The sequence below is a fragment of the Phycicoccus sp. Root101 genome, assembly GCF_001426245.1.
Taxonomy (GTDB): Bacteria; Actinomycetota; Actinomycetes; order Actinomycetales; family Dermatophilaceae; genus Pedococcus.
In genome coordinates, this window is record NZ_LMCM01000009.1 from 1 (window position 1) to 20,261 (window position 20,261).

At 71.7% G+C, this 20,261-nt stretch carries 18 protein-coding genes; all 18 read right to left on the reverse strand.

Translation table 11 applies throughout. From position 1 onward, the window contains the following. Nucleotides 1-421: 421 nt before the first annotated feature. Nucleotides 422-1,684 carry a tyrosine--tRNA ligase gene (gene tyrS / locus ASC58_RS14760; RefSeq protein ID WP_056917499.1) on the reverse strand — a complete coding sequence of 421 codons (1,263 nt, stop codon included), beginning with the start codon at nt 1,682-1,684 and terminating at the stop codon, nt 422-424. A gap of 63 nt (nt 1,685-1,747) precedes the next feature. Beyond that, on the reverse strand, nt 1,748-2,437 hold the full coding sequence (locus ASC58_RS14765; RefSeq protein WP_235529259.1) for a DNA-3-methyladenine glycosylase: 690 nt from the start codon (nt 2,435-2,437) through the stop codon (nt 1,748-1,750). Further along, nucleotides 2,401-3,153 carry a succinate dehydrogenase/fumarate reductase iron-sulfur subunit gene (locus tag ASC58_RS14770; protein WP_056919856.1) on the reverse strand — a complete coding sequence of 251 codons (753 nt, stop codon included), beginning with the start codon at nt 3,151-3,153 and terminating at the stop codon, nt 2,401-2,403. Before ASC58_RS14770 ends, ASC58_RS14765 begins: the two co-directional genes overlap by 37 nt. Continuing rightward, nucleotides 3,150-5,099 carry a fumarate reductase/succinate dehydrogenase flavoprotein subunit gene (locus tag ASC58_RS14775; protein ID WP_082553350.1) on the reverse strand — a complete coding sequence of 650 codons (1,950 nt, stop codon included), beginning with the start codon at nt 5,097-5,099 and terminating at the stop codon, nt 3,150-3,152. The genes ASC58_RS14770 and ASC58_RS14775 overlap by 4 nt, the downstream gene beginning before the upstream one ends. A gap of 8 nt (nt 5,100-5,107) precedes the next feature. Continuing rightward, a complete protein-coding gene (locus ASC58_RS14780; protein ID WP_056919857.1) occupies nt 5,108-5,923 on the reverse strand; it encodes a hypothetical protein in 816 nt (271 codons plus the stop codon). A gap of 1 nt (nt 5,924) precedes the next feature. After that, nucleotides 5,925-6,215, reverse strand: coding sequence for a hypothetical protein (locus ASC58_RS14785; protein ID WP_056917502.1), 291 nt, complete (start codon nt 6,213-6,215; stop codon nt 5,925-5,927). Nucleotides 6,216-6,379: 164 nt separating this feature from the next. Further along, a complete protein-coding gene (gene argH / locus ASC58_RS14790) occupies nt 6,380-7,849 on the reverse strand; it encodes an argininosuccinate lyase (RefSeq protein WP_056919858.1) in 1,470 nt (489 codons plus the stop codon). A 135-nt stretch (nt 7,850-7,984) separates the two neighbouring features. Then, nucleotides 7,985-8,485, reverse strand: a complete 501-nt coding sequence (locus ASC58_RS14795; RefSeq protein ID WP_056919859.1) for an arginine repressor — start codon at nt 8,483-8,485, stop codon at nt 7,985-7,987. Further along, a complete protein-coding gene (gene argF / locus ASC58_RS14800) occupies nt 8,482-9,414 on the reverse strand; it encodes an ornithine carbamoyltransferase (RefSeq protein ID WP_056917505.1) in 933 nt (310 codons plus the stop codon). The genes ASC58_RS14795 and argF overlap by 4 nt, the downstream gene beginning before the upstream one ends. Then, a complete protein-coding gene (locus ASC58_RS14805) occupies nt 9,411-10,646 on the reverse strand; it encodes an acetylornithine transaminase (protein ID WP_056917506.1) in 1,236 nt (411 codons plus the stop codon). The genes argF and ASC58_RS14805 overlap by 4 nt, the downstream gene beginning before the upstream one ends. Then, nucleotides 10,646-11,674, reverse strand: coding sequence for an acetylglutamate kinase (argB, locus tag ASC58_RS14810; RefSeq protein WP_082553351.1), 1,029 nt, complete (start codon nt 11,672-11,674; stop codon nt 10,646-10,648). The genes ASC58_RS14805 and argB overlap by 1 nt, the downstream gene beginning before the upstream one ends. Before the next feature lie 16 nt (nt 11,675-11,690). Beyond that, nucleotides 11,691-12,842 carry a bifunctional glutamate N-acetyltransferase/amino-acid acetyltransferase ArgJ gene (gene argJ / locus ASC58_RS14815; protein ID WP_056919860.1) on the reverse strand — a complete coding sequence of 384 codons (1,152 nt, stop codon included), beginning with the start codon at nt 12,840-12,842 and terminating at the stop codon, nt 11,691-11,693. Continuing rightward, a complete protein-coding gene (locus tag ASC58_RS14820) occupies nt 12,839-13,249 on the reverse strand; it encodes an ACT domain-containing protein (protein ID WP_235529260.1) in 411 nt (136 codons plus the stop codon). The genes argJ and ASC58_RS14820 overlap by 4 nt, the downstream gene beginning before the upstream one ends. After that, on the reverse strand, nt 13,246-14,289 hold the full coding sequence (gene argC, locus ASC58_RS14825; RefSeq protein WP_056917854.1) for an N-acetyl-gamma-glutamyl-phosphate reductase: 1,044 nt from the start codon (nt 14,287-14,289) through the stop codon (nt 13,246-13,248). The genes ASC58_RS14820 and argC overlap by 4 nt, the downstream gene beginning before the upstream one ends. Before the next feature lie 83 nt (nt 14,290-14,372). Further along, nucleotides 14,373-15,113: an SDR family oxidoreductase gene (locus tag ASC58_RS14830; RefSeq protein ID WP_056920101.1), complete on the reverse strand. Its 741-nt coding sequence runs from the start codon at nt 15,111-15,113 to the stop codon at nt 14,373-14,375. Between the two features lie 11 nt (nt 15,114-15,124). Continuing rightward, nucleotides 15,125-17,671, reverse strand: coding sequence for a phenylalanine--tRNA ligase subunit beta (pheT, locus tag ASC58_RS14835; protein WP_056919861.1), 2,547 nt, complete (start codon nt 17,669-17,671; stop codon nt 15,125-15,127). Then, nucleotides 17,671-18,765 (reverse strand): phenylalanine--tRNA ligase subunit alpha, encoded by a 1,095-nt coding sequence (gene pheS / locus ASC58_RS14840; protein ID WP_056919862.1) that lies wholly within the window; start codon nt 18,763-18,765, stop codon nt 17,671-17,673. The genes pheT and pheS overlap by 1 nt, the downstream gene beginning before the upstream one ends. A 372-nt stretch (nt 18,766-19,137) precedes the next feature. Continuing rightward, nucleotides 19,138-20,253, reverse strand: coding sequence for an ATP-binding protein (locus tag ASC58_RS14845; RefSeq protein WP_056917510.1), 1,116 nt, complete (start codon nt 20,251-20,253; stop codon nt 19,138-19,140). Between the last annotated feature and the right edge of the window lie 8 nt (nt 20,254-20,261).

The window sequence follows — 20,261 nt, forward strand, 5'->3', positions numbered from 1 at the left end:
AAACCAAACGGTCCATGCAGCCGGCACCCCAGAGACGAGGTAATTGGCATCGATTTTTGACACGCTGTTGAGTTCTCAAGGATCGGACGCACACCATCAGTTCGCCGTGTGGCGAAGCCTCTGGGGCAACCTGTCAATCGTATGCTTTCCTGCGTCGTTTCCCCAAATCCGCTTCGCGGCGGGAAAACCGTGGTGGAAAGCCCCCACGTCCTTCTCTGTTCGGCGCAACGAATCGCGCCGGAGTCGAACTGTACTGCATGTGGGGTTCAGCCCCGGGACCGGCCTTCTTCGCGGTGGTGACCGCGGTGGTGTCCGTTCCTCCCTGTCGGGCTGACGTCGAGAACATTAGACGGATCCCGCCGCAGAAGACAAATCCGCAGGTCAGCGCCCTGCAGGTCTCCCACGGCGGGATCCGGGGCGCTCAGGCTCCGCGTCGTCCCGCGGCCAGGGACTTGCGACCTCGGCGCAACAGGGCCACCTCGCCGTGCAGGAAGTCGTCCTCCCCCAGGACCTGCTCGGGGTCGGAGAGCTTGACGTTGTTCAGCGAGGCTCCCCCGTCCCCGATGACCCGGCGAGCCGCGTTGCGGGAGTCGACCAGCCCGACGGCGACGAGGGCATCGGTCACCGACATGCCGACGGAGACCTCACCCCCCGGCAGCTCCCCGGTGGCGTCGCGCAGGGTGCGAGCGTCCAGCCCTGTCAGGTCGCCCTTCCCGAACAGCGCCTCCGATGCCGCCTGCACCGCTGCCGTGGCTGCGGCTCCGTGGACGAGCGTGGTGACGTCAGCGGCCAGCGCCTTCTGGCACTCCCGCAGGAACGGCTTCTCCGCCAGCGACTGCTCGAGGCGCGCGATCTCATCGGGCCCTCGGTCGGTGAAGACCTTGAGCAGCTTGACCACCGAGGCGTCCTCGACGTTGATCCAGTACTGGTAGAAGGCCCACGGGCTGGTCATCTCGCTGTTGAGCCAGATGGCGTTGCCCTCGCTCTTGCCGAACTTGGTCCCCGCGGCATCGGTGATCAGCGGGGTGGTCAGCAGGTGCACCGACTTCCCCTCCACCCGGTGGATGAGGTCGGACCCGGCGGTGAGGTTGCCCCACTGGTCCTGGCCGCCGGTCTGGAGCGTGCAGCCGAAGTCCCGGTAGAGCTGCAGGTAGTCCAGCCCCTGGAGGATCTGGTAGCTGAACTCGGTGTACGAGATCCCCTCGTCGCTGTTCAGCCGTGCCGCGACGGCGTCCTTCTTGATCATCTGGTTGACCCTGAAGTGCTTGCCGATGTCGCGCAGGAAGTCCAGCGCGGACAGCGGGGCCGTCCAGTCGAGGTTGTTGACCATCACCGCCGCGTTGTCCCCCTCGAAGTCGAGGAAGGGACGGACCTGCTCCTGGATGCCGGCGACCCACTCGGCCGTCTGCTCCTTGGTCTTGAGGATCCGCTCGGACGACGGCCGTGGGTCGCCGATCAGTCCCGTCGATCCCCCCACGAGACAGATGATCCGGTGCCCGGCCCGTTGCAGGTGTCGCATGACGATCAGCTGCACGAGGTTGCCGAAGTGCAGCGACGGAGCCGTCGGGTCGAAACCGCAATACGCCGTGATCGGCCCGTCGGCGAGTGCCTGGCGCAGCGCGGACTCGTCGGTGGTCTGCGCCACCAGTCCTCGCCACTGCAGCTCGTCGAAGATGTCGCTCACGGTGTGGGTTCTCCTTGTCTGGTGGGTCGTGCCGCGGAACCGCAGGCACGAGCACAGCCTGCCCTATGACCCGGTATGGCGTGCACGGGACGTGGTTGGTCGATTCGGTGCCGGTCGGTACACCGAGACGCTCGGTTCGTCCGCGAGCCAGAACCGCCACGGGTGCGCGTCGCCGTCGCCCCCGGCTCCGGCCACCCCGACCCGTGGCCCCGTCCGTACGAGCGCTGGGTCGGTGGGGGTGCCGGGCGCACGGAGGACCACTCCCGTCCCGGCGGCACAGGCATCGAGGCCCGTCTGGGCACCGTCGAGGGCCAGCGTCGTCGCGAGCCGCGCCGGTCCGCGGGCCCAGTCGCGACGGCGGATCCCGTGCCGTCGCAGCGCGGCCACGTCCTCCCCCTCCACCACCTCGCCGGCCCGCAGCAGCACGGCACTCGCCGCGCCGTCGTCGCCGCACACGATGTTGGCGCACCAGTGCATCCCGTACGTGAAGTAGACGTAGAGGTGGCCCGCCTGCCCGAACATCACGGCCGTCCGCGGGGTGGGACCCCGGAAGGCGTGCGACCCGGGGTCGGACTCCCCGGCATACGCCTCCACCTCGGTGAGCCGCACCGTCACGCCGGCATGGCTGATCGTGGCACCGAGCAGGGACGGGGCGACGGTGAGGACGTCACGCGCGAAGAAGGACCGTGAGAGGCGGCGCCCGAGCCGGACGGGACTCAGTCCTTGCGCCGACGGATCTTGTTGCCCAGCCACACCACGGGATCGTAGTGACGGTCGACGACACGCTCCTTGAGCGGGATGAGCGCGTTGTCGGTGATCTTGATGTGTTCGGGGCAGACCTCGGTGCAGCACTTGGTGATGTTGCAGTAGCCGAGGCCGTGCTCCTCGCGTGCCGCCGGCCGCCGGTCGGCACTGTCGAGCGGGTGCATGTCGAGCTCGGCGACCCGCATGAGGAACCGCGGCCCGGCGAAGGCCTGCTTGTTGTCCTCGTGGTCGCGCACCACGTGGCAGACGTCCTGGCACAGGAAGCACTCGATGCACTTGCGAAACTCCTGGCTGCGCTCCACATCGACCTGCTGCATGCGGTACTCGCCCGGCTGCAGACCCTCGGGTGGCGAGAACGCCTGGACCTCGCGCGCCTTCTGGTAGTTGAACGAGACGTCGGTGACGAGGTCGCGCTGCACGGGGAAGGTCCGCAGCGGCGTCACCGTGATGGTCTGGTCCTCCTCGAAGGTGCTCATCCTGGTCATGCACAGCAGTCGCGGGCGGCCGTTGATCTCGGCGCTGCACGATCCGCACTTGCCGGCCTTGCAGTTCCACCGGACGGCCAGGTCCGGGGTCTGCGTCGCCTGGAGGCGGTGGATGATGTCGAGGACGACCTCGCCCTCGTTGACCTCGACGGTGTAGTCCTGCAGGTCGCCACCATCGGCGTCCCCGCGCCAGACCCTGAACTTCGCGTCGTAGCTCATGCCCCGCTCCCGTCGTCGGGCCCCTGCGCTGCCCCCGGCTGTGATGCCGGCGGTCCGTCGCGGCGGGCCAGCTCCGCGTCGGTGAGGTACTTGGCCAGCTCGCTGCGTTCGAACAGCTCGAGCAGGTCCTGGCGGATCTCTGGCACCGGCTGGTTCTTCAGGGCCACGTCCCCCGCGTCGTCCAGCGTGCAGATGAGGTTGACCCCTCGCCACTGGGGGTCCATCTTCGGGAAGTCCTCGCGGGTGTGACCGCCGCGGGACTCGGTGCGCTCGAGCGCGGCCAGGGCGACGCAGCGGCACACCGCCAGCATGTTGCGCAGGTCCAGGGCGAGGTGCCACCCGGGGTTGAAGGGACGTTTCCCCTGCACCCCGACGCTCTTCACCCGCTCGTCCATCTCGTCGAGCATCCCGAGCGCCTCGCGGACCTCACCCTCGCGCCGGATGATGCCGACGAGGTCGTTCATCTTCTGCTGCATCTCGCTGTGCAGGGTGTAGGGGTTCTCCGAAGCCTCCCGGAAGGGCGCCAGCGCTGTCTGCACCGATGCCCGGACGTCCGCCTCGCTCACCGTGGGGCGGGAATCCCCCAGAGCCGCAACGTATTCCGACGCTCCAGCTCCCGCCCGCCGACCGAACACGAGGAGGTCGGACAGGCTGTTGCCACCGAGCCGGTTCGAGCCGTGCATGCCGCCCGCCACCTCGCCGGCGGCGTACAGACCGGGCACGGCCGTGGCCGCCGTGTCGGCGTCGACCTCGACGCCACCCATGACGTAGTGGCAGGTCGGCCCGACCTCCATCGGCTCGGCCGTGATGTCGACGTCGGCGAGCTCCTTGAACTGGTGGTGCATCGACGGGAGCCTGCGGGTGATCTCCTCCGCGGGGAGCCGGGTCGACACGTCGAGGAACACCCCGCCGTGCGGCGATCCCCGCCCCTCCTTCACCTCGCTGTTGATCGCGCGCGCGACCTCGTCGCGCGGCAGCAGCTCGGGTGGCCGCTTGTTGTTCTCCGGGTCCTTGTACCAGCGGTCCGCCTCCTCCTCCGTGTCGGCGTACTGCCCACGGAAGACGTCGGGGACGTAGTCGAACATGAAGCGCTTGCCCTCGGAGTTGCGCAGCACTCCCCCGTCGCCGCGCACCGACTCGGTGACGAGGATTCCCTTGACGGACGGGGGCCAGACCATGCCGGTCGGGTGGAACTGGATGAACTCCATGTTGACCAGGGCCGCACCCGCGCGCAGGGCCAGGGCGTGTCCGTCGCCGGTGTACTCCCACGAGTTGCTGGTGACCTTGAACGACTTCCCGATGCCGCCGGTCGCCAGGATGATCGCCGGTGCCGAGAACACCACGAAGCTGCCCGTCTCCCGCCAGTAGCCGAAGGCCCCCGAGACGGCCCCCGACGCGTCCTTGAGGACGTCCGTGACGGTGAGCTCGGCGAACACCCGCAACCGTGACTCGTAGTCGCCGGTCTCGCGGTGGTCGTCCTGCTGGAGGCTGACGATCTTCTGCTGGAGGGTGCGGATCAGCTCCAGGCCGGTGCGGTCGCCGACGTGGGCGAGGCGCGGGTACTCGTGGCCGCCGAAGTTGCGCTGGCTGATCCGGCCGTCGGGCGTGCGGTCGAACAGCGCGCCATACGTCTCCAGCTCCCACACGCGCTGGGGGGCCTCCTTCGCGTGCAGCTCGGCCATCCGCGGGTTGTTGAGGAACTTGCCGCCCCGCAGGGTGTCGCGGAAGTGGACCTGCCAGCTGTCCTTCTCGTTCGCGTTGCCCATCGAGGCCGCGATGCCACCCTCGGCCATGACGGTGTGCGCCTTGCCGAAGAGGCTCTTGCAGATGACCGCGACCCGCAGGCCCTGCTCCCGCGCCTCGATCGCCGCACGCAGGCCGGCACCACCGGCACCGATGACGATGACGTCGTAGTCGTGCCGTTCGAGGGGTTCGACGTCGGTCACGCAGGCTCCTAGTTGATGAGGCGCAGGTCGGAGAGGGTCCCCGAGGAGACCAGGGCGATGTAGGCGTCGGTGACGACGAGGCTGCCGAGCGTCACCCAGGCGAACGTCATGTGGCGGGCGTTGAGCTTGCCCACGAGCCCCCAGGCCTTGTAGCGCAACGGGTGCTTGCTGAAGTGGTTGAGCCGGCCGCCGACGATGTTGCGGCACGAGTGGCAGCCGAGCGTGTAGCACCAGAGCAGCACCACGTTGGCGAGCAGGATCAACGTGCCCAGGCCCAGCCCGAAGCCGCCGTCCTTGCCCCGGAAGGCGTGCAGCACGTCATACGTGTTGATCAGGCTGATGAGCACGGCAGCGTAGAAGAAGTAGCGGTGCAGGTTCTGCATGATGAGGGGGAAGCGGGTCTCGCCCGAGTAGGAGCGGTGCGCCTCGGGCACGGCGCACGCCGGCGGGCTCATCCAGAACGAGCGGTAGTAGGCCTTGCGGTAGTAGTAGCAGGTCAACCGGAACAGCAGCAGGAACGGCAGCGTCAGGGCCGCGAACGGGATGAGCGCCGGCCACGGGCCGAACGGCGTGCCGAAGTGGGTCGAGCCCGGCACGCACGAGGTCGACAGGCACGGGGAGTAGAACGGGGTGAGGTAGCCGTAGTCGGCGACGAAGTAGTCCTTCTGCAGGCTCGCCCGCACCAGGCCGTAGAGCAGCCACGCGGTGAAGCAGACGAACGTGACGAGCGGCTGGAGCCACCACCGGTCCTCGCGCAGCGTGCGCTCGGCCACGCGGGCCCGACCGGGAGCGTGGACGCCTCCGCCGAAGGGGGCGTTCGACACGTCAGTGGCCCCGGGACGGGCCGACGCCCTCGTCCTCGGCGTCCGACCACAACGCGGGGTCGTACTCCTCGTCGGTGATGAAGACGATCTCGCCGGGTCCACCGGCACGGTCCTGCGACCCCACCCCGGCGCCGCGGGCCAGCAGGTCGACGTCGTCGGCCAGCCGAACCACGTCGTCGCGCAGTCGTTGGACGTCGAGGGTGTTGCCGAGCTCCTTGGAGAGCGCGGTCACCGCCCGTCGCAGTCCGGCCACGTGACCCGCAGCCGCAGTGAGGTCGTCGCTGACACCCATGGCACCGTCCTTGTCGCGAAGGTCGAGGCGGGTCGCCTGTGACCCACGTCACCGAACCTAGCGCGAAGGGCGCCCGAAATCGTGGGACTGCGCCGAACGTGTTTCGTCCTCGTGCGTGACCCGGCTCGCGGACGGCCGTGGAGCGCCCCGAGCGGGGTGGGGCGTCAGCGCACCGTGATGGGGGTGCCGGCCCACGTGCGGGCCGCGGCGGCCTGCTGCTGGACGCGGGTCAGCTGCTCGGCGACCCGTACGGGCGCCGTGCCGCCCTTGGCGCTGCGCGAGGCCAGGGACCCCTCGACGCTCAGGACGTCCCGGACGCCCGGGGTGAGGTGCGGCGAGATGGCTGCGAGGTCGGCGTCGGTGAGGTCCCACAGCTCGATCCCGCGCCCCTCGCACACGCGCACGCAGGCACCGGCCACCTCGTGGGCGATCCGGAAGGCCACCCCCTCCCGCACGAGCCACTCCGCGATGTCGGTGGCCAGCGAGAAGCCCTGCGGCGCAAGGGAGGCCAGTCGTTCGGTGTTGAACTCCATCGTCTCCACCATGCCGCTGAACGCAGGCAGGAGGACCTCGAGCGTGTCGACCGCGTCGAACACCGGCTCCTTGTCCTCCTGCAGGTCGCGGTTGTAGGCCAGCGGCAGCGCCTTGAGGGTGGTCATCAACCCGGCGAGGTCGCCGACCAGCCGACCGGCCTTGCCCCGGGCCAGCTCGGCCACGTCGGGGTTCTTCTTCTGCGGCATGATGCTCGACCCCGTCGAGTAGGCGTCGTCCAGCGCCACGAAGGAGAACTCCTTGGTCGCCCAGAGGACGACCTCCTCGGCCAGCCGCGAGATGTCCACCGCGGTCATCGCTGCGACGAACGCCATCTCGGCGACGAAGTCCCGCGACGCGGTGCCGTCGATGGAGTTCTCGACCGCGGACGTGAACCCGAGGTCGGCCGCCACCGCCTCCGGATCGAGACCGAGCGACGAGCCGGCCAGGGCCCCGGAGCCGTACGGCGACACCGCCGCCCGCACGTCCCAGTCCTGCAGCCGCTGGACGTCGCGCAGCAGCGCCCAGGCGTGCGCGAGGAGGTGGTGGGCGAGCAGGACGGGCTGGGCGTGCTGGAGGTGGGTCCGGCCGGGCATGGCGACCTCGGCATGGCGGGACGCCTGAGAGACGAGGGCGTCGACGACGTCGAGGACCAGCGCCGCGACCGAGCGCGCGTGGTCGCGCAGGTACATGCGGAACAGCGTGGCGACCTGGTCGTTGCGCGAACGGCCGGCGCGCAGGCGCCCACCCACGTCCGCTCCGGCGCGCTCGATGAGCCCGCGCTCGAGGGCGGTGTGCACGTCCTCGTCGTCCTCGGCGGGTGCGAACGCCCCGGACTCGACGTCGGCGGCCAGCTGGGCCAGCCCGGCGAGCATCGCCTCGAGGGTGGCGTCGTCGAGCAGGCCGGCGGTGTGCAGCACCCGGGCGTGGGCGCGGGAGCCGGCGAGGTCGTAGGGCGCGAGGCGCCAGTCGAAGTGGGTCGACTTGCTCAGCGCCGCCAGGGCGTCGGCGGGACCACCGGCGAAGCGACCACCCCAGAGGCTGACCTTGCCCGTCTGCGGCTGGTCGGGCTCGGCGGTGGGGGTCGGGCTGTCGGGGCTCACAGGTGCTCCTGGGTAGGGCGTGCGGTCGGGTCTGCGGTCGGGTCTGCGGTCGGGTCTGCGGTGCGGTCTGCGGTCGGGTCTGCGGTCGGGTCCGCGGTGAGGTGCGGTCGTGCTCGGGGCACGGCCGGGCCCACGTCAGTCGGTCGTGCCGGCGAGGGCCAGCAGGTCGCCCGCCGTACGGCGGCTGGCGGCCGGGCCGGTCGTGATGATCATGATGGTGTCGTCGCCCGCGATGGTGCCGAGGACCCCTGCCAGGTTCGCGTGGTCGATGGCGGAGGCGAGGAAGTTCGCCGCTCCGGGCGGGGTCCGCAGCACGACGAGGTTGTGGGACGGCTCGGCGGTGACGAGCAGCTCCTCGCACACCCGCCGGAGCCGAGCGGTGAGGGCCGTCCCGTCAGCGGCGGGGCGGGCGGTGCGGTCCCCGCCCTCCCCCGGCACGGCATACACGAGGGAGCGGCCGGCGCGGACCTTGACGGCGCCGATCTCGAGGAGGTCCCGGGAGAGCGTGGCCTGGGTGACCTCGATGCCGTCCTGGGCCAGCAGCGTGAGGAGGTCGCCCTGCGAACGCACCTCGTGCCGTCCGAGCAGCTCGACGATCCGGCGCTGGCGCCCGGTGCGGGTCGCGGCGATCGTCATGCGTCCTCCAGGAGGAAGGACAGCAGCGCCTTCTGGGCGTGCAGCCGGTTCTCCGCCTCGTCCCAGACGAGCGACTGCGGGCCGTCGATGACGGCGGCCTCGACCTCGTACCCACGGTAGGCCGGGAGGCAGTGCAGGAAGACGGCATCCGCGGCCGCCCCGCCCATGAGCGACTCGGTCACGGCGAACGGCACGAACGGGCTCTGCGCTCCCTGGCGGTCGCCCTTCTCCTCCTCCATGCCCATCGACACCCAGGTGTCGGTGACGACGACGTCGGCCCCGGCGACGGCCTCCGACGCCTCGCCGGTGACGACGACCGAGCCACCCTGCTCGGCCGCGATCTCCTGCGCGCGAGCGAGGATCGCGGCGTCGGGCTGGTGGCTCGCGGGCGTGCCGATGCGCACGTGCATGCCCGCCAGGGCGCAGCCGAGGAGGTAGGAGTGCGCCATGTTGTTCGCCCCGTCACCGACGTAGGCGAAGGACAGGCCGCGCAGGGATCCCTTGTGCTCCAGCACGGTCAGGAGGTCCGCGAGGATCTGGCACGGGTGGAACTCGTCGGTGAGGGCGTTGACCACGGGCACCCCGGCGTACCGCGCCATCTCCTCGATCCGCTCCTGGCCATGCGTCCGCCAGACGATGGCGGCCGACTGCGGACCGAGGATGCGCGCGACGTCGGCGATGGACTCGCGGGTGCCGATCTGGGCGAGGTTCCCGTCGACGACCATGGGGTGGCCGCCGAGGCCGCTGATCGCCCCCGCGAACGACACCTGGGTGCGGAGCGTGGGCTTGTCGAAGACGACGGAGACGATGCGCGGCCCCGCCAGCGGGGTGCGGGAGTATGGCGCGGCCTTGAGCTCCAGCGCCCGCTGCAGGACCAGCGCCTGCTCGTCGGCGGTGAGGTCGTCGTCACGCAGGAAGTGGCGGGTCATCGGGCGTCCTTCGTGGTGGCGGCCGGCGCGGCGGCACGGGTGGCGTCGAGGGCTGCGTCGAGCAGACCGGGGAGGGCTGCCACGAACAGGTCCAGCTGGTCGGTGGTCACGACGAGCGGTGGTGCGAGCCGAAGCGCGTCGGGGGCCACCGGGTTGACGATGAACCCTGCGTCCCGGGCGGCGGCCGCGACGTGCGCCGCCACGGGTTCGGCCAGGGTGATCGCCCGGAGCAGACCCTTCCCCCGCACCCCGGTGACGAGCGGATGCTGCAGTGCTGCAACGGCGTCCGCGAGGTGCTGGCCCGCTGCCGTCGCGTGCGCGAGCAGGCCCTGCTCCTCGATCGTGTCGATGACGGCGAGCCCGGCAGCCGCGGCCAGCGGGTTCCCGCCGAACGTCGACCCGTGCTGCCCCACCGTGAGGAGGCCGGACACGTCGGACCCGAAGGTCACCAGGGCGCCGATCGGCACCCCGCCGCCGAGCCCCTTGGCCAGCGTGATCGCGTCCGGGACGATCCCGGCCTGCTGGAACGCGAACCACGTGCCCGTCCGCCCGATGCCGGTCTGGATCTCGTCGACAACGAGCAGGGCACCGTGCTCGGTGGTGAGCTCGCGGGCAAGCCGAAGGTAGGTCGCGTCCGCCTCGATGACGCCCGCCTCGCCCTGGACCGCTTCGAGGACCAGTGCTCCCGTGTCGGGTCCCACGGCCGCGCGCAGGGCTGCCTCGTCGCCGTACGGCACGTGGCTGATGCCGGGCATGAGCGGGGCGAACGGCTCGCGGTAGACGGCCTTGTGGGTCAGGGCGAGGGCGCCGGTGGTGCGCCCGTGGAAGGCGCCCTCCGCGGCCACGATGCCGCTGCGGCCGGTGCGCCGGCTGAGCTTGATGGCCGCCTCGATCGCCTCCGCGCCGGAGTTCGCGAAGAAGACCGCGGACCCTGCCGGGGCGTCGGCGATGCCGAGGATCCGCTCCGCCAGCGCGATCTGGCCGGGCGAGGTGAACAGGTTGGAGACGTGGATCGCCTCGCCGGCCTGCTTGCTGATCGCCGCGACCAGCGCCGGGTGGCCGTGGCCCAGGGAGTTGACCGCGATGCCGCCGACGAGGTCGAGGTAGCGCTTGCCGTCGACGTCCCAGACCCAGCAGCCGTCGCCGTGGGAGAGGACCAGGGGCGGACGCCCGAAGACGCCCAGGACGGCGTGCTCGTACCGGTCGAGCAGCTCGTCGTTGCGGGTGGCCATCAGGCGTCGCCTTCCGTCGTGGCGGTGGAGGTTCCGGCGGAGGCAGCCGCCGGCGCCGCGGAGTCGGGGACGACCATGGTGCCGATCCCCTCGGAGGTGAACACCTCGAGCAGCAACGAGTGCGGCTGGCGTCCGTCGATGACGTGGGCCTGCGGGACCCCGTTGTCGACGGCGCGGACGCAGGCCTCGAGCTTGGGGATCATGCCGGCGTCGACACGACCGAGGAGCTCACGGGCTCCGCTGACCGACAGCGACGACAGGAGCGAGTCGCGGTCCGGCCAGTCGGCGTACACCCCCTCGACATCGGTGAGCATGACGAGCTTGTGGGCGCCGAGGGCGACCGCCAGCGCAGCGGCAGCGGTGTCGGCGTTGATGTTGAGGACCTGGCCCTCGACGTCGAGGTCCGGCGCCACCGTCGAGACCACCGGGATCCGCCCGGCGTCGAGGATGTCCTGCACCGCGCCGGGGTTCACCGTGACGACGTCGCCGACGAGCCCGAGGTCGACCTCCTCGCCGTCGACCTCCGTGCCTCGGCGACGGGCGCCGAACAGGCCTGCGTCCTCGCCCGAGAGACCGACGGCCACGGGGCCGTGCTGGTTGAGCAGGCCGACCAGCTCACGGCCCACCTGACCCGTGAGCACCATGCGGACGACGTCCATCACCTCGGGGGTCGTGACACGCAGGCCACCGCGGAACTCGCTCTCGAGGCCGAGGCGCCCGAGCATCTGGGCGATCTGGGGGCCGCCGCCGTGGACGACCACGGGACGCAGGCCGGCGTAGCGCAGGAACGCGACGTCCTGGGCGAACGCCGCCTTGAGCTCGTCGTCGACCATGGCGTTGCCGCCGTACTTGACGACGACCAGCGACCCGCGGAAACGCTCGAGCCACGGCAGGGCCTCGACGAGCGTCTGGGCCTTGCCCCGCGCCACGCGCAGGGCGGCCTTCCCGATGTGGCCGCGGACCGTGCTCGTGGTCGTGGCCCCGTTCGGTGTCGGGGCGGTGGTGGCCGGGGTGGTGGTGTCGGTCATGGGGTCTGGGCTGCCTTCAGCTCGAGTAGGCCGAGTTCTCGTGGACGTAGTCGTGGGTGAGGTCGTTGGTCCAGACCGTCGCCGTCGCGTCGCCGGCGTGGAGGTCGACGAGGACGTGCACCTCGCGTGCCGTGAGGTCGACCAGGGAGCGGTCCTCCCCCACCCCGCCGGCCCGGCACACCTGGACGGAGTTCATCGCGACGTCGAGCTGGTGGGGGTCGAAGGCCGCCCGGGTCGTGCCGACGGCTGCCAGCACCCGCCCCCAGTTGGGGTCGTTGCCGAAGACGGCGCACTTGAAGAGGTTGTTGCGAGCGATCGAGCGGGCCACCTCGAGCGCGTCCGCCTCGCTCGCGGCCGCCCGCACCTCGATGGCGATGTCGTGGTGGGCACCCTCGGCATCGGCGATGAGCTGCCGGGCCAGGCCGGCGCAGACCTCCGTGACCGCGGTCGTGAGCTCGTCGGCGCCGGGGGTGACGCCCGACGCACCGGACGCGAGCAGCACCACGGTGTCGTTGGTCGACTGGCAGCCGTCGGAGTCGATCCGGTCGAACGTCGCAGCCGTCGCCGCCCGCAGCACCGCGTCCAGCTCCCCGCCGGTGACGACGGCGTCCGTGGTCACGACGACCAGCATCGTGGCCAGGGCCGGGGCGAGCATGCCCGCGCCCTTGGCCATCCCGCCGACGCTCCACCCGTCCCGCTGCGCGACGGCCTGCTTGTGCACGGTGTCCGTGGTCTTGATGGCCACGGCCGCATCCTCGCCGCCGTCGGCGTGCAGGGCGGCCGCGGCGGCGTCCACGCCCCCGAGCACCTTGTCCATCGGGAGGAGCTCACCGATGAGCCCGGTCGAGCAGACGACCACGTCCCCCGCCGAGACACCCAGGACGTCGGCGACCTTCTCCGCGGTGGCATGCGTGTCGGCGAAGCCCTGGGCCCCGGTGCAGGCGTTCGCCCCGCCCGAGTTGAGGACGACGGCATCGACGCGACCGTCGGTGAGGACCTGTCGCGACCACGTCACCGGGGCGGCCTCCACCCGGTTGCTCGTGAAGACGGCTGCGGCGTGGTGGTCGGGCCCGTCGTTGACGACGAGCGCCAGGTCCGGTGCACCCGTACTCTTCAGCCCGGCGGCGACGCCGGCAGCGCGGAACCCGGCTGGGGTGGTGGTGCTCACGAGAGGCCTCCGGAGAGCTTGGCCGGCGCGACGGTGTGCCCACCGCGGCGCCAGGTGTCCATCGCGTCGTCGGCACGGTCGCTGTCCACGAGGATCCAGTCGGTGTCGTAGGTCGAGAGCGCGAGGATGCTGATCTTCTTGCGTGCCAGGGGTTCCAGCAGGCCGGCGAGGACGCCGACCATGGTGAAGTCGAGGGGCCCGGCGATCTCGAACGCCGTGAGCGGTCCTTCCTTCTGGACCCCGTCGGGGAGCGTGTCGAACGCCGAGACGATCGAGGTCTCGCTGTCGGTGTACGTGATCGACGCCAACGGGCCGGTCCGCCAGTCCCACGACGGCTCCTCGCCGGCGGGCAGCCGGACGAAGGCGACGGCCTGGTCGTGGCGCATGAGGTGCAGGGGCAGGCTCACGGTGCCACCCCCGCTGCGGGGAGGCCGGTCGTCTCCGGGAGGCCGAGGGCGAGGTTCAGGCACTGGACCGCTGCGCCGGCGGTCCCCTTGGTGAGGTTGTCGATCGCCGCGACGACGACCACGCGGCCGACGCGCTCGTCGACGACGACCTGCAGGTGGACGCTGTTGCTCCCGAGGACGCTGCCCGTCGACGGCCAGGACCCCTGGGGCAGCACGTGCACGAACGGCTCCGCGGCATACGCCTCCTCCCACACGGACCGGACGCTCGCGGGGTCGACGCCCTCGGCGAGCGGCGCCGTGCACGTCGCGAGGATCCCGCGGGGCATCGGAGCCAGCGTGGGGGTGAACGAGACGGTGACGGGTTCACCCGCGGCGCGGGTGAGGTTCTGCTCGATCTCCGGGGTGTGGCGGTGCGTGCCGCCGACTCCGTATGGCGACATGGCACCCATGACCTCGGCGCCCAGCAGGTGGGGCTTGAGGGACTTCCCGGCGCCGGACGTGCCCGACGCGGCGACCACGACGACGTCCTGCGGGGCGAGGACGCCGCCCGCGTAGCCTGGCGCGAGGGCCAGGGACACCGCCGTCGGGTAGCACCCGGGCACGGCGACGTGCTGCTCCCCCGCGAGGACCGCGCGCTGCTGCTCGCCGTGACCCACCGGCAGCTCGGGGAGGCCGTACGCCCAGGCGCCGGCGTACGGGGTGTCGTAGAACGCCTCCCAGGCCGCGGAGCTCGCCAGCCGGAAGTCGGCGCCACAGTCGATGACGACGACGTCGTCCGCGAGCTGGGATGCCAGGGCACCGGAGTGCCCGTGCGGAAGGGCGAGCAGGACGACGTCGTGGCCGGCGAGCGTCTCGGGCGTGGTCTCCTCGATCACGCGGCCGGCGAGCGGCGTGAGGTGCGGGTGGACGGCCCCGAGCAGCTGCCCGGCGCTCGAGGCGGCCGTGACCGCGCCGATCTCCACGTCGGGGTGCGCCAGCAGGAGCCGGAGGATCTCTCCCCCGGCGTAGCCACTGGCTCCGGCGACTGCCACGCGCTGCATGTGCATGAACATACACCCCTATGAGAGTTCATGCAGTCGTGCTCGCTGTCCGGACACCCTCCGTGCGGGTGCCGTGCCGGGTCTCAACCCAGCGGGTCGTCGTCCCCCCACGGCACGAGCGTGATCGTGCGGTCCGCAGCATCCAGCCCACCCGCGGCCCGGTCGCGCAGCGACGCCGGGGTGTCCACCCCGGCCCGGACCATGCGGCCCGACCACACGTCGTGCTCCCCGGCCGCGAGGGCCAGGGCCAGGGCGGAGACCTCGCCCGGGTCGGTCCACTCGGTCCGGCTCACGTGCGCCACCATCGCCTCGGTCATGTCGGTGCGCACGACCCCGGGGGCCAGGTCGAAGGCGAAGACGCCGTGGTCACGCCCGGCGAGGTCCGTGGAACCGGTCAGCCTGGCCAGGGCCGTCTTGCTGGCGTTGTAGGCCGACGCCACGGCGCCCGGACGCACCCCGGCACCGCTGTTGACGTTGATCACCCGGCCAGAGCCTGCGGCCACCATGTGCGGCAGGACGGCGTGGGTCACGAGGAACGGCCCGCGGACGTTGACCTCCATGGTGCGCCACCACTCCTCGGGGTCCGCCTCGTGGATCGGCACCTCGGTGTCGATGACGCCGGCGTTGTTGACGAGCACGTCGATCCGGCCATGACGGCCCAGCACCTCGCCCACCCACCGCTCGACGGCCACCCGGTCCGTCACGTCCGCGACGGCGCTGGAGCCCCGCTCCACGGCATACCCGGCCTGCTCGAAGGCGTCGGCGAGGTGTCGGCCGATCCCCCGGGACGCGCCGGTGACGACGACGACCGGGGCGCTCGACATCGCGGCCACGATCACCGCTGCACCGCGCCGGTGCGCTCCGTGGCTGCAGCGACGGCGGCATCGCGCAGGGCGCTGACCTCGTCGGTGGTCAGGGTGCGCTCGGCGGCCCGGAAGGTGAGCCGGTAGGCCAGGGACTTGTGACCGTCGCCCACCTGCTCCCCACGGTAGATGTCGAACAGCTGCACGGACTCGAGCCGGTCGCCGGCGCCCGACCGCAGCGCCGCCTCGACGTGAGCCGCAGGCACGTCCTCTGCGACGACCAGCGCCACGTCGGTGTGGGCCGGCGGGTAGGTCGACAGCTCGGTCGCCTGCAGCGGGACCCCGGTGGCGGCCACGAGCACGTCCACGTCGAGCTCGGCGGCCACGGTGCGTGCCGGGAGGTCGAGGGCGGAGGTGACCTTCGGGTGCAGCTCGCCGGCGTACCCGACGACCGTGCCGTCCTGGAGCGTGATGCCTGCCACCCGGCCGGGGTGCCAGGGCGCACGCTCGGTGGCGGTGACGACCAGGTCGAGGCCGAGGGCCGTCCCCAGGGACAGCGCCCAGGCGACCGCGTCGGAGGCATCCACCTTGCGGCCGGGGCCCCACGGGCCGCCCCGCTCGACGTCGCCGGCGGCCGCCATGGCGACGTGCCGTGGCTGGTCCGGCACGGCAGCGCGGATCCGTGCCAGCGTCTCGTCGTCCGGCTTGACCTCGATGCCGGGGACGGGCGCCTTCGACGGCTCGTCACGACCGATGGTCACCAGTCCGAGCTCGTAGACCGCGACATCGCGCTGACCGCGGGCGACGTTGCGCCGCAACGCCTCCAGCAACGTGTCGAGCACCGAGGTGCGCAGCAGCGGCAGCTCGTCGGACAGCGGGTTGACGAGCGACTCGGCGCGGCGCCGGACGTCCTGGGGCGCGTAGCCCAGGGCGTCGAAGAGGCCGGGAGCCACGAACGGGTAGGTCAGCACCTCCACGAGCCCCTGCTGCGCGAGCGTGTTGGCCACGACCCGGCGAACCCGTTGGCCGTGGGTCAGTCCGTGCCCGGCCCTGGGGGTCGGCAGGACGGACGGGATCTGGTCGTACCCGCGGACGCGCGCGACCTCCTCCACCAGGTCCGGCCCGTCGGTCAGGTCGGGGCGCCAGGTCGGCGGCAGCACCGCGACGACGACACCACCCTCGGCGACGCCCTCGTCGGTGACGTCGCAGCCGATGGCACGCAGCGTGCCGACGACCTCGTCCTGGGGGTAGTCGAGCCCGACGTAGCGGGTGGGCAGCGTCGTGTCGAAGGTGATGGGGCCGCGCGACGAGCGCTGGTCCACGTCCGTGACACCGGGGTCCGCCGTGCCACCACCGTGGGTGACGAGCAGGTCGACGGCGAGCTGGGCGGCGGCAGCGGCCACCGCCGGGTCGACCCCGCGCTCGAACCGCTTGGACGCCTCGGTGGTGAGCTTGTGCCGTCGCGAGGACCGGGCCACCGAGATCGGGTCGAAGTGCGCTGCCTCGATGAGCACGTCGGTCGTCGCGGCCGTCACCTCGGACGACTCGCCACCCATGACGCCGGCGATCGCCAGCGGTCGGTCGTCGCCGTCGACGATGAGCAGGTCCTGGGGGTCCAGCGCCCGGGCGACGTCGTCCAGCGTGGTGAGCTTCTCGCCCGGCCGGGCCCGGCGCGTGCCGACCCCACCGGACAGGGTCGACAGGTCGAAGGCGTGCAACGGCTGGCCGAGCAGCATCATCACGTAGTTGGTGACGTCGACAGCCAGCGAGATGGGCCGCATGCCGAGCTGGGTGAGGCGCTTGCTCATCCACTGCGGCGTGGCGGCCGTGGTGTCGACACCGCGCACGATGCGCGCGACGTACCGGTCGCACCCGGGGACGCCGTCGATCGGCGACCCGTCGGTGACGTTCACGGCATACCCGTCGTCGTTGGCTGCTGCGACGTCGAGGTGGGCCGGGTCACGGAACACACCACCGGTCGACAGGGCGTACTCGCGGGCGATGCCCCGCAGCGAGAAGCAGTAGCCGCGGTCCGGGGTGACGTTGACCTCGACGACCTCGTCGGCCAGCCCGAGCAGCTCGATGGCGTCGTCACCGGGCGTGAGCGCGGCGGCGGCTTCGGCGCCCAGGAGCGTCGACAGGACGATGATGCCGTCGTGGTCGTCGCCGAGCCCGAGCTCGCGGGCCGAGCAGATCATGCCGTTGGAGACGTGGCCGTAGGTCTTGCGCGCCGAGATCTCGAAACCGCCGGGCAGCACCCCACCCGGGAGGACGCAGACCACGAGGTCGCCGGGACCGAAGTTGTGCGCCCCGCAGACGATCTCCTGGGCCTTGCCCTCGGTCACCCGCTGGCCGTGCTCCCCGACGTCGACGGTGCACCAGTTGATCGTCTTGCCGTTCTTCTGCGGCTCGGGCTCGACGGTCAGGACGCGGCCGACGACGATGGGGCCCTTGATGTCGCCACCGCTCAGTCCCTCCTCCTCGAGCCCCACGCGGACGAGGGCGGCGGCGATGTCGGCACCGGTGGCGTCGGCGGGCACGTCGGCCAGCTCACGAAGCCAGGACACGGGCGCGTGCATCAGATCTCCATTCCGAACTGGCGGGAGAAACGGACGTCTCCCTCGACGATGTCGTGCATGTCCCCCACGCCGTGGCGCAGCATCAGCGACCGCTCGATGCCGAGGCCGAAGGCGAACCCGGAGTAGCGCTCGGGGTCGACGCCGGCGGCCCGCAGCACCCGCTGGTTGACCATGCCGCAGCCGCCGAGCTCGATCCAGCCGGTGCCGCCACACGTGCGGCAGGACGGGTCCTGGCCGCCGCAGACCCAGCACTGGCAGTCGATCTCGGCGCTGGGCTCGGTGAAGGGGAAGTAGTTGGGGCGCAGCCGCGTGACGATGCCGTCACCGAACAGTCGCTGCACGAACGCGTCGAGCGCGCCCTTGAGGTGGGCCATCGTGATGCCCTCGTCGACGACCAGGCCCTCGAACTGGTGGAACACCGGCGTGTGGGTCGCGTCGAGGTCGTCGGTGCGGAACACCTTGCCCGGGCAGAGGACGTAGATGGGCGGCTCGCGGTCGAGCATCGTGCGGATCTGCACCGGAGAGGTGTGCGTGCGCAGCACCAGGCCGCTGCCGGCCGGCGCGACGAAGAACGTGTCGGCCTCACCACGGGCGGGGTGGTCCGGCGACAGGTTGAGGGCGTCGAAGTTCAGCCACTCGGACTCGACCTCGGGACCCTCGGCGATCTCCCAGCCCATGGCCACGAAGATGTCCTCGATCCGCTCGGACACGAGGCTGATCGGGTGGCGGGCCCCCAGCGGGCGCCGCGGTGCGCGGACCGTGAGGTCCATGGTCTCCTCGACGAGGATCCGCTCGTCGCGCTCGCCCTCGAGCTCGGCCTGCCGGGCCGTGAGCGCCTGGCCGACACGCCCACGCGCCTGCCCGACGCGCTTTCCGGCCTCGGCCTTGGCGCTCGGCGGCAGGGCACCGATCTCACGGTTCGCCAGCGCCAGAGGGCTCTTCTCCCCCTGGTGCGCGAGGCGGGCCGCCTTGAGCGCGTCGAGCGAGTCGGCTGCCGCGATCGCTGCCACGGCGTCGGCGACGGCCTGGTCGATCACCGCAGGGTCGAGCGCTGCGACCTCGACCGGGTCGTACTGCTTGTTGGGTCCTGACATGCCACTTCCTCTGTCGGCGCAGCCTCGGGGGCTCTCCACCCGTGGGCGCGCACGGCTCGGCGCCCGGGTCGGGCCCACCGAGTCTAGGGGCGCACGACGGCGTCCCCGGTGTTGGGTTGGGGGCTGGGTTGCGCCTTCGGTGGCGGCGAGCAGGCGCGGGGCGGAGCGGGGGCTCGGTGGTGGCCACCCCGCATACGGGTATGGCGCCGAGCCGGCGCGCGCGGGACGGGACCGTCCGCGGTGGGTGCCCTCAGCGCAGCCGTGCGACCGCGTCCGAAGGCGCGGTAAATCGCTCGGCGAGACGGGTCATGGCACCAGCCTGACCCAGGACCGCGTGGCCACGCAACCGGGTTCCGTGGGCGGCTGACGCGCTCACGCGAGGTAGTCCGGCGGCTCCGACGGCAGGCTCAGGCGGAACTGCGCCCCACCGCCGGGGGCCGACTCCACCTGCACCTGGCCACCGTGCGCCTCGACCAGGCCCTTGACGACGTAGAGGCCCAAGCCGGTGCTCCCCCGGCTCGCGCCGTGCCAGAACCGGCTGAAGACGATGTCCCGGTGGTCGTCGGGGATGCCCTTGCCCTGGTCGCTCACCACGAGGTCGATCCCCTGGTGGTGGTGGCCCTTGGACTCGAGCAGCTCCTGGGCGTCCCCGCAGGCCTTGCTCGCCGCGAGGGTGACGACACCCTCGCCGTGGCGGAACGCGTTCTCGATGAGGTTGGACAGGATCTGGTCGAGCCGGTCGGGGTCCGCCCACACCTCGGGCAGGTCGTCCTGGACCTCGATCGCGAACCGCTCGCGGTCCTGCCCGGAGGCCACCGCGCGCTCGACGTGCCGTCCGTAGACCGCGGCGACGTCGACGGGCTGGGGGCGGATCTGCAGGCGGCCCGCGTCGATGCGCGAGATGTCGAGCAGCTCGGTGATGAGCCGGGTGACCCGGTCGGCGTCTGCCTCGATCGTCTCGATCATGAGGCGCTTCTGGTCGTCGGTGAAGCGGTCCCAGCGACGCAGCAGCGTCGACGAGAAGCCCTTGACGGACGTCAGCGGTGAACGCAGCTCGTGGGCGACGGTCGAGATGAGGGCGGCGTGGTCGGCCTCGAGGCGGCGGCGGGCCTCGGCGTCGCGGACCATGACGATGACCCGGTTGACCGGCTGGTTGCGCCCCGGCCGCAGGTACTTCGCGGTGACGAGGACCTCGCGGCCACCCTCGAGCATGAGGAACTTCTCGCGGTGGCCCGTGCGGATGTTGAGCCCGCGCCACGGGTCCGTGACGTCCCACCAGTCGGTGCCGTCGCTGTCGCGCAGCGTGAGCGCCTCACGGATGTCGCGGCCGACGAGGTCGCGGGCACGCATGCCGAGGACCTTCGCCGCGCGGCGGTTGAGGAAGCTGATCCTCGCGTCCGCCTCGGCGGCGATGAGGCCGTCGGGGAGGACCTCGCTGGCCATGGCGGCCCGCTCGGCGTCGAGGATGGCTCCGGGCCGGTAGTCCATGCGGGGAA

Excerpts from the sequence above, each read along its gene's own strand:
- ASC58_RS14770 (WP_056919856.1), bottom strand. The coding sequence starts at position 3,153 with ATGAGCTACGACGCGAAGTTCAGGGTCTGGCGCGGGGACGCCGATGGT.
- ASC58_RS14785 (WP_056917502.1), bottom strand. The coding sequence starts at position 6,215 with ATGGGTGTCAGCGACGACCTCACTGCGGCTGCGGGTCACGTGGCCGGA.
- ASC58_RS14795 (WP_056919859.1), bottom strand. The coding sequence starts at position 8,485 with ATGACGATCGCCGCGACCCGCACCGGGCGCCAGCGCCGGATCGTCGAG.
- argF (WP_056917505.1), bottom strand. The coding sequence starts at position 9,414 with ATGACCCGCCACTTCCTGCGTGACGACGACCTCACCGCCGACGAGCAG.
- ASC58_RS14805 (WP_056917506.1), bottom strand. The coding sequence starts at position 10,646 with ATGGCCACCCGCAACGACGAGCTGCTCGACCGGTACGAGCACGCCGTC.
- argB (WP_082553351.1), bottom strand. The coding sequence starts at position 11,674 with ATGACCGACACCACCACCCCGGCCACCACCGCCCCGACACCGAACGGG.
- argC (WP_056917854.1), bottom strand. The coding sequence starts at position 14,289 with ATGCAGCGCGTGGCAGTCGCCGGAGCCAGTGGCTACGCCGGGGGAGAG.
- ASC58_RS14830 (WP_056920101.1), bottom strand. The coding sequence starts at position 15,113 with ATGTCGAGCGCCCCGGTCGTCGTCGTCACCGGCGCGTCCCGGGGGATC.
- pheT (WP_056919861.1), bottom strand. The coding sequence starts at position 17,671 with ATGCACGCGCCCGTGTCCTGGCTTCGTGAGCTGGCCGACGTGCCCGCC.
- pheS (WP_056919862.1), bottom strand. The coding sequence starts at position 18,765 with ATGTCAGGACCCAACAAGCAGTACGACCCGGTCGAGGTCGCAGCGCTC.
- ASC58_RS14845 (WP_056917510.1), bottom strand. The coding sequence starts at position 20,253 with ATGGACTACCGGCCCGGAGCCATCCTCGACGCCGAGCGGGCCGCCATG.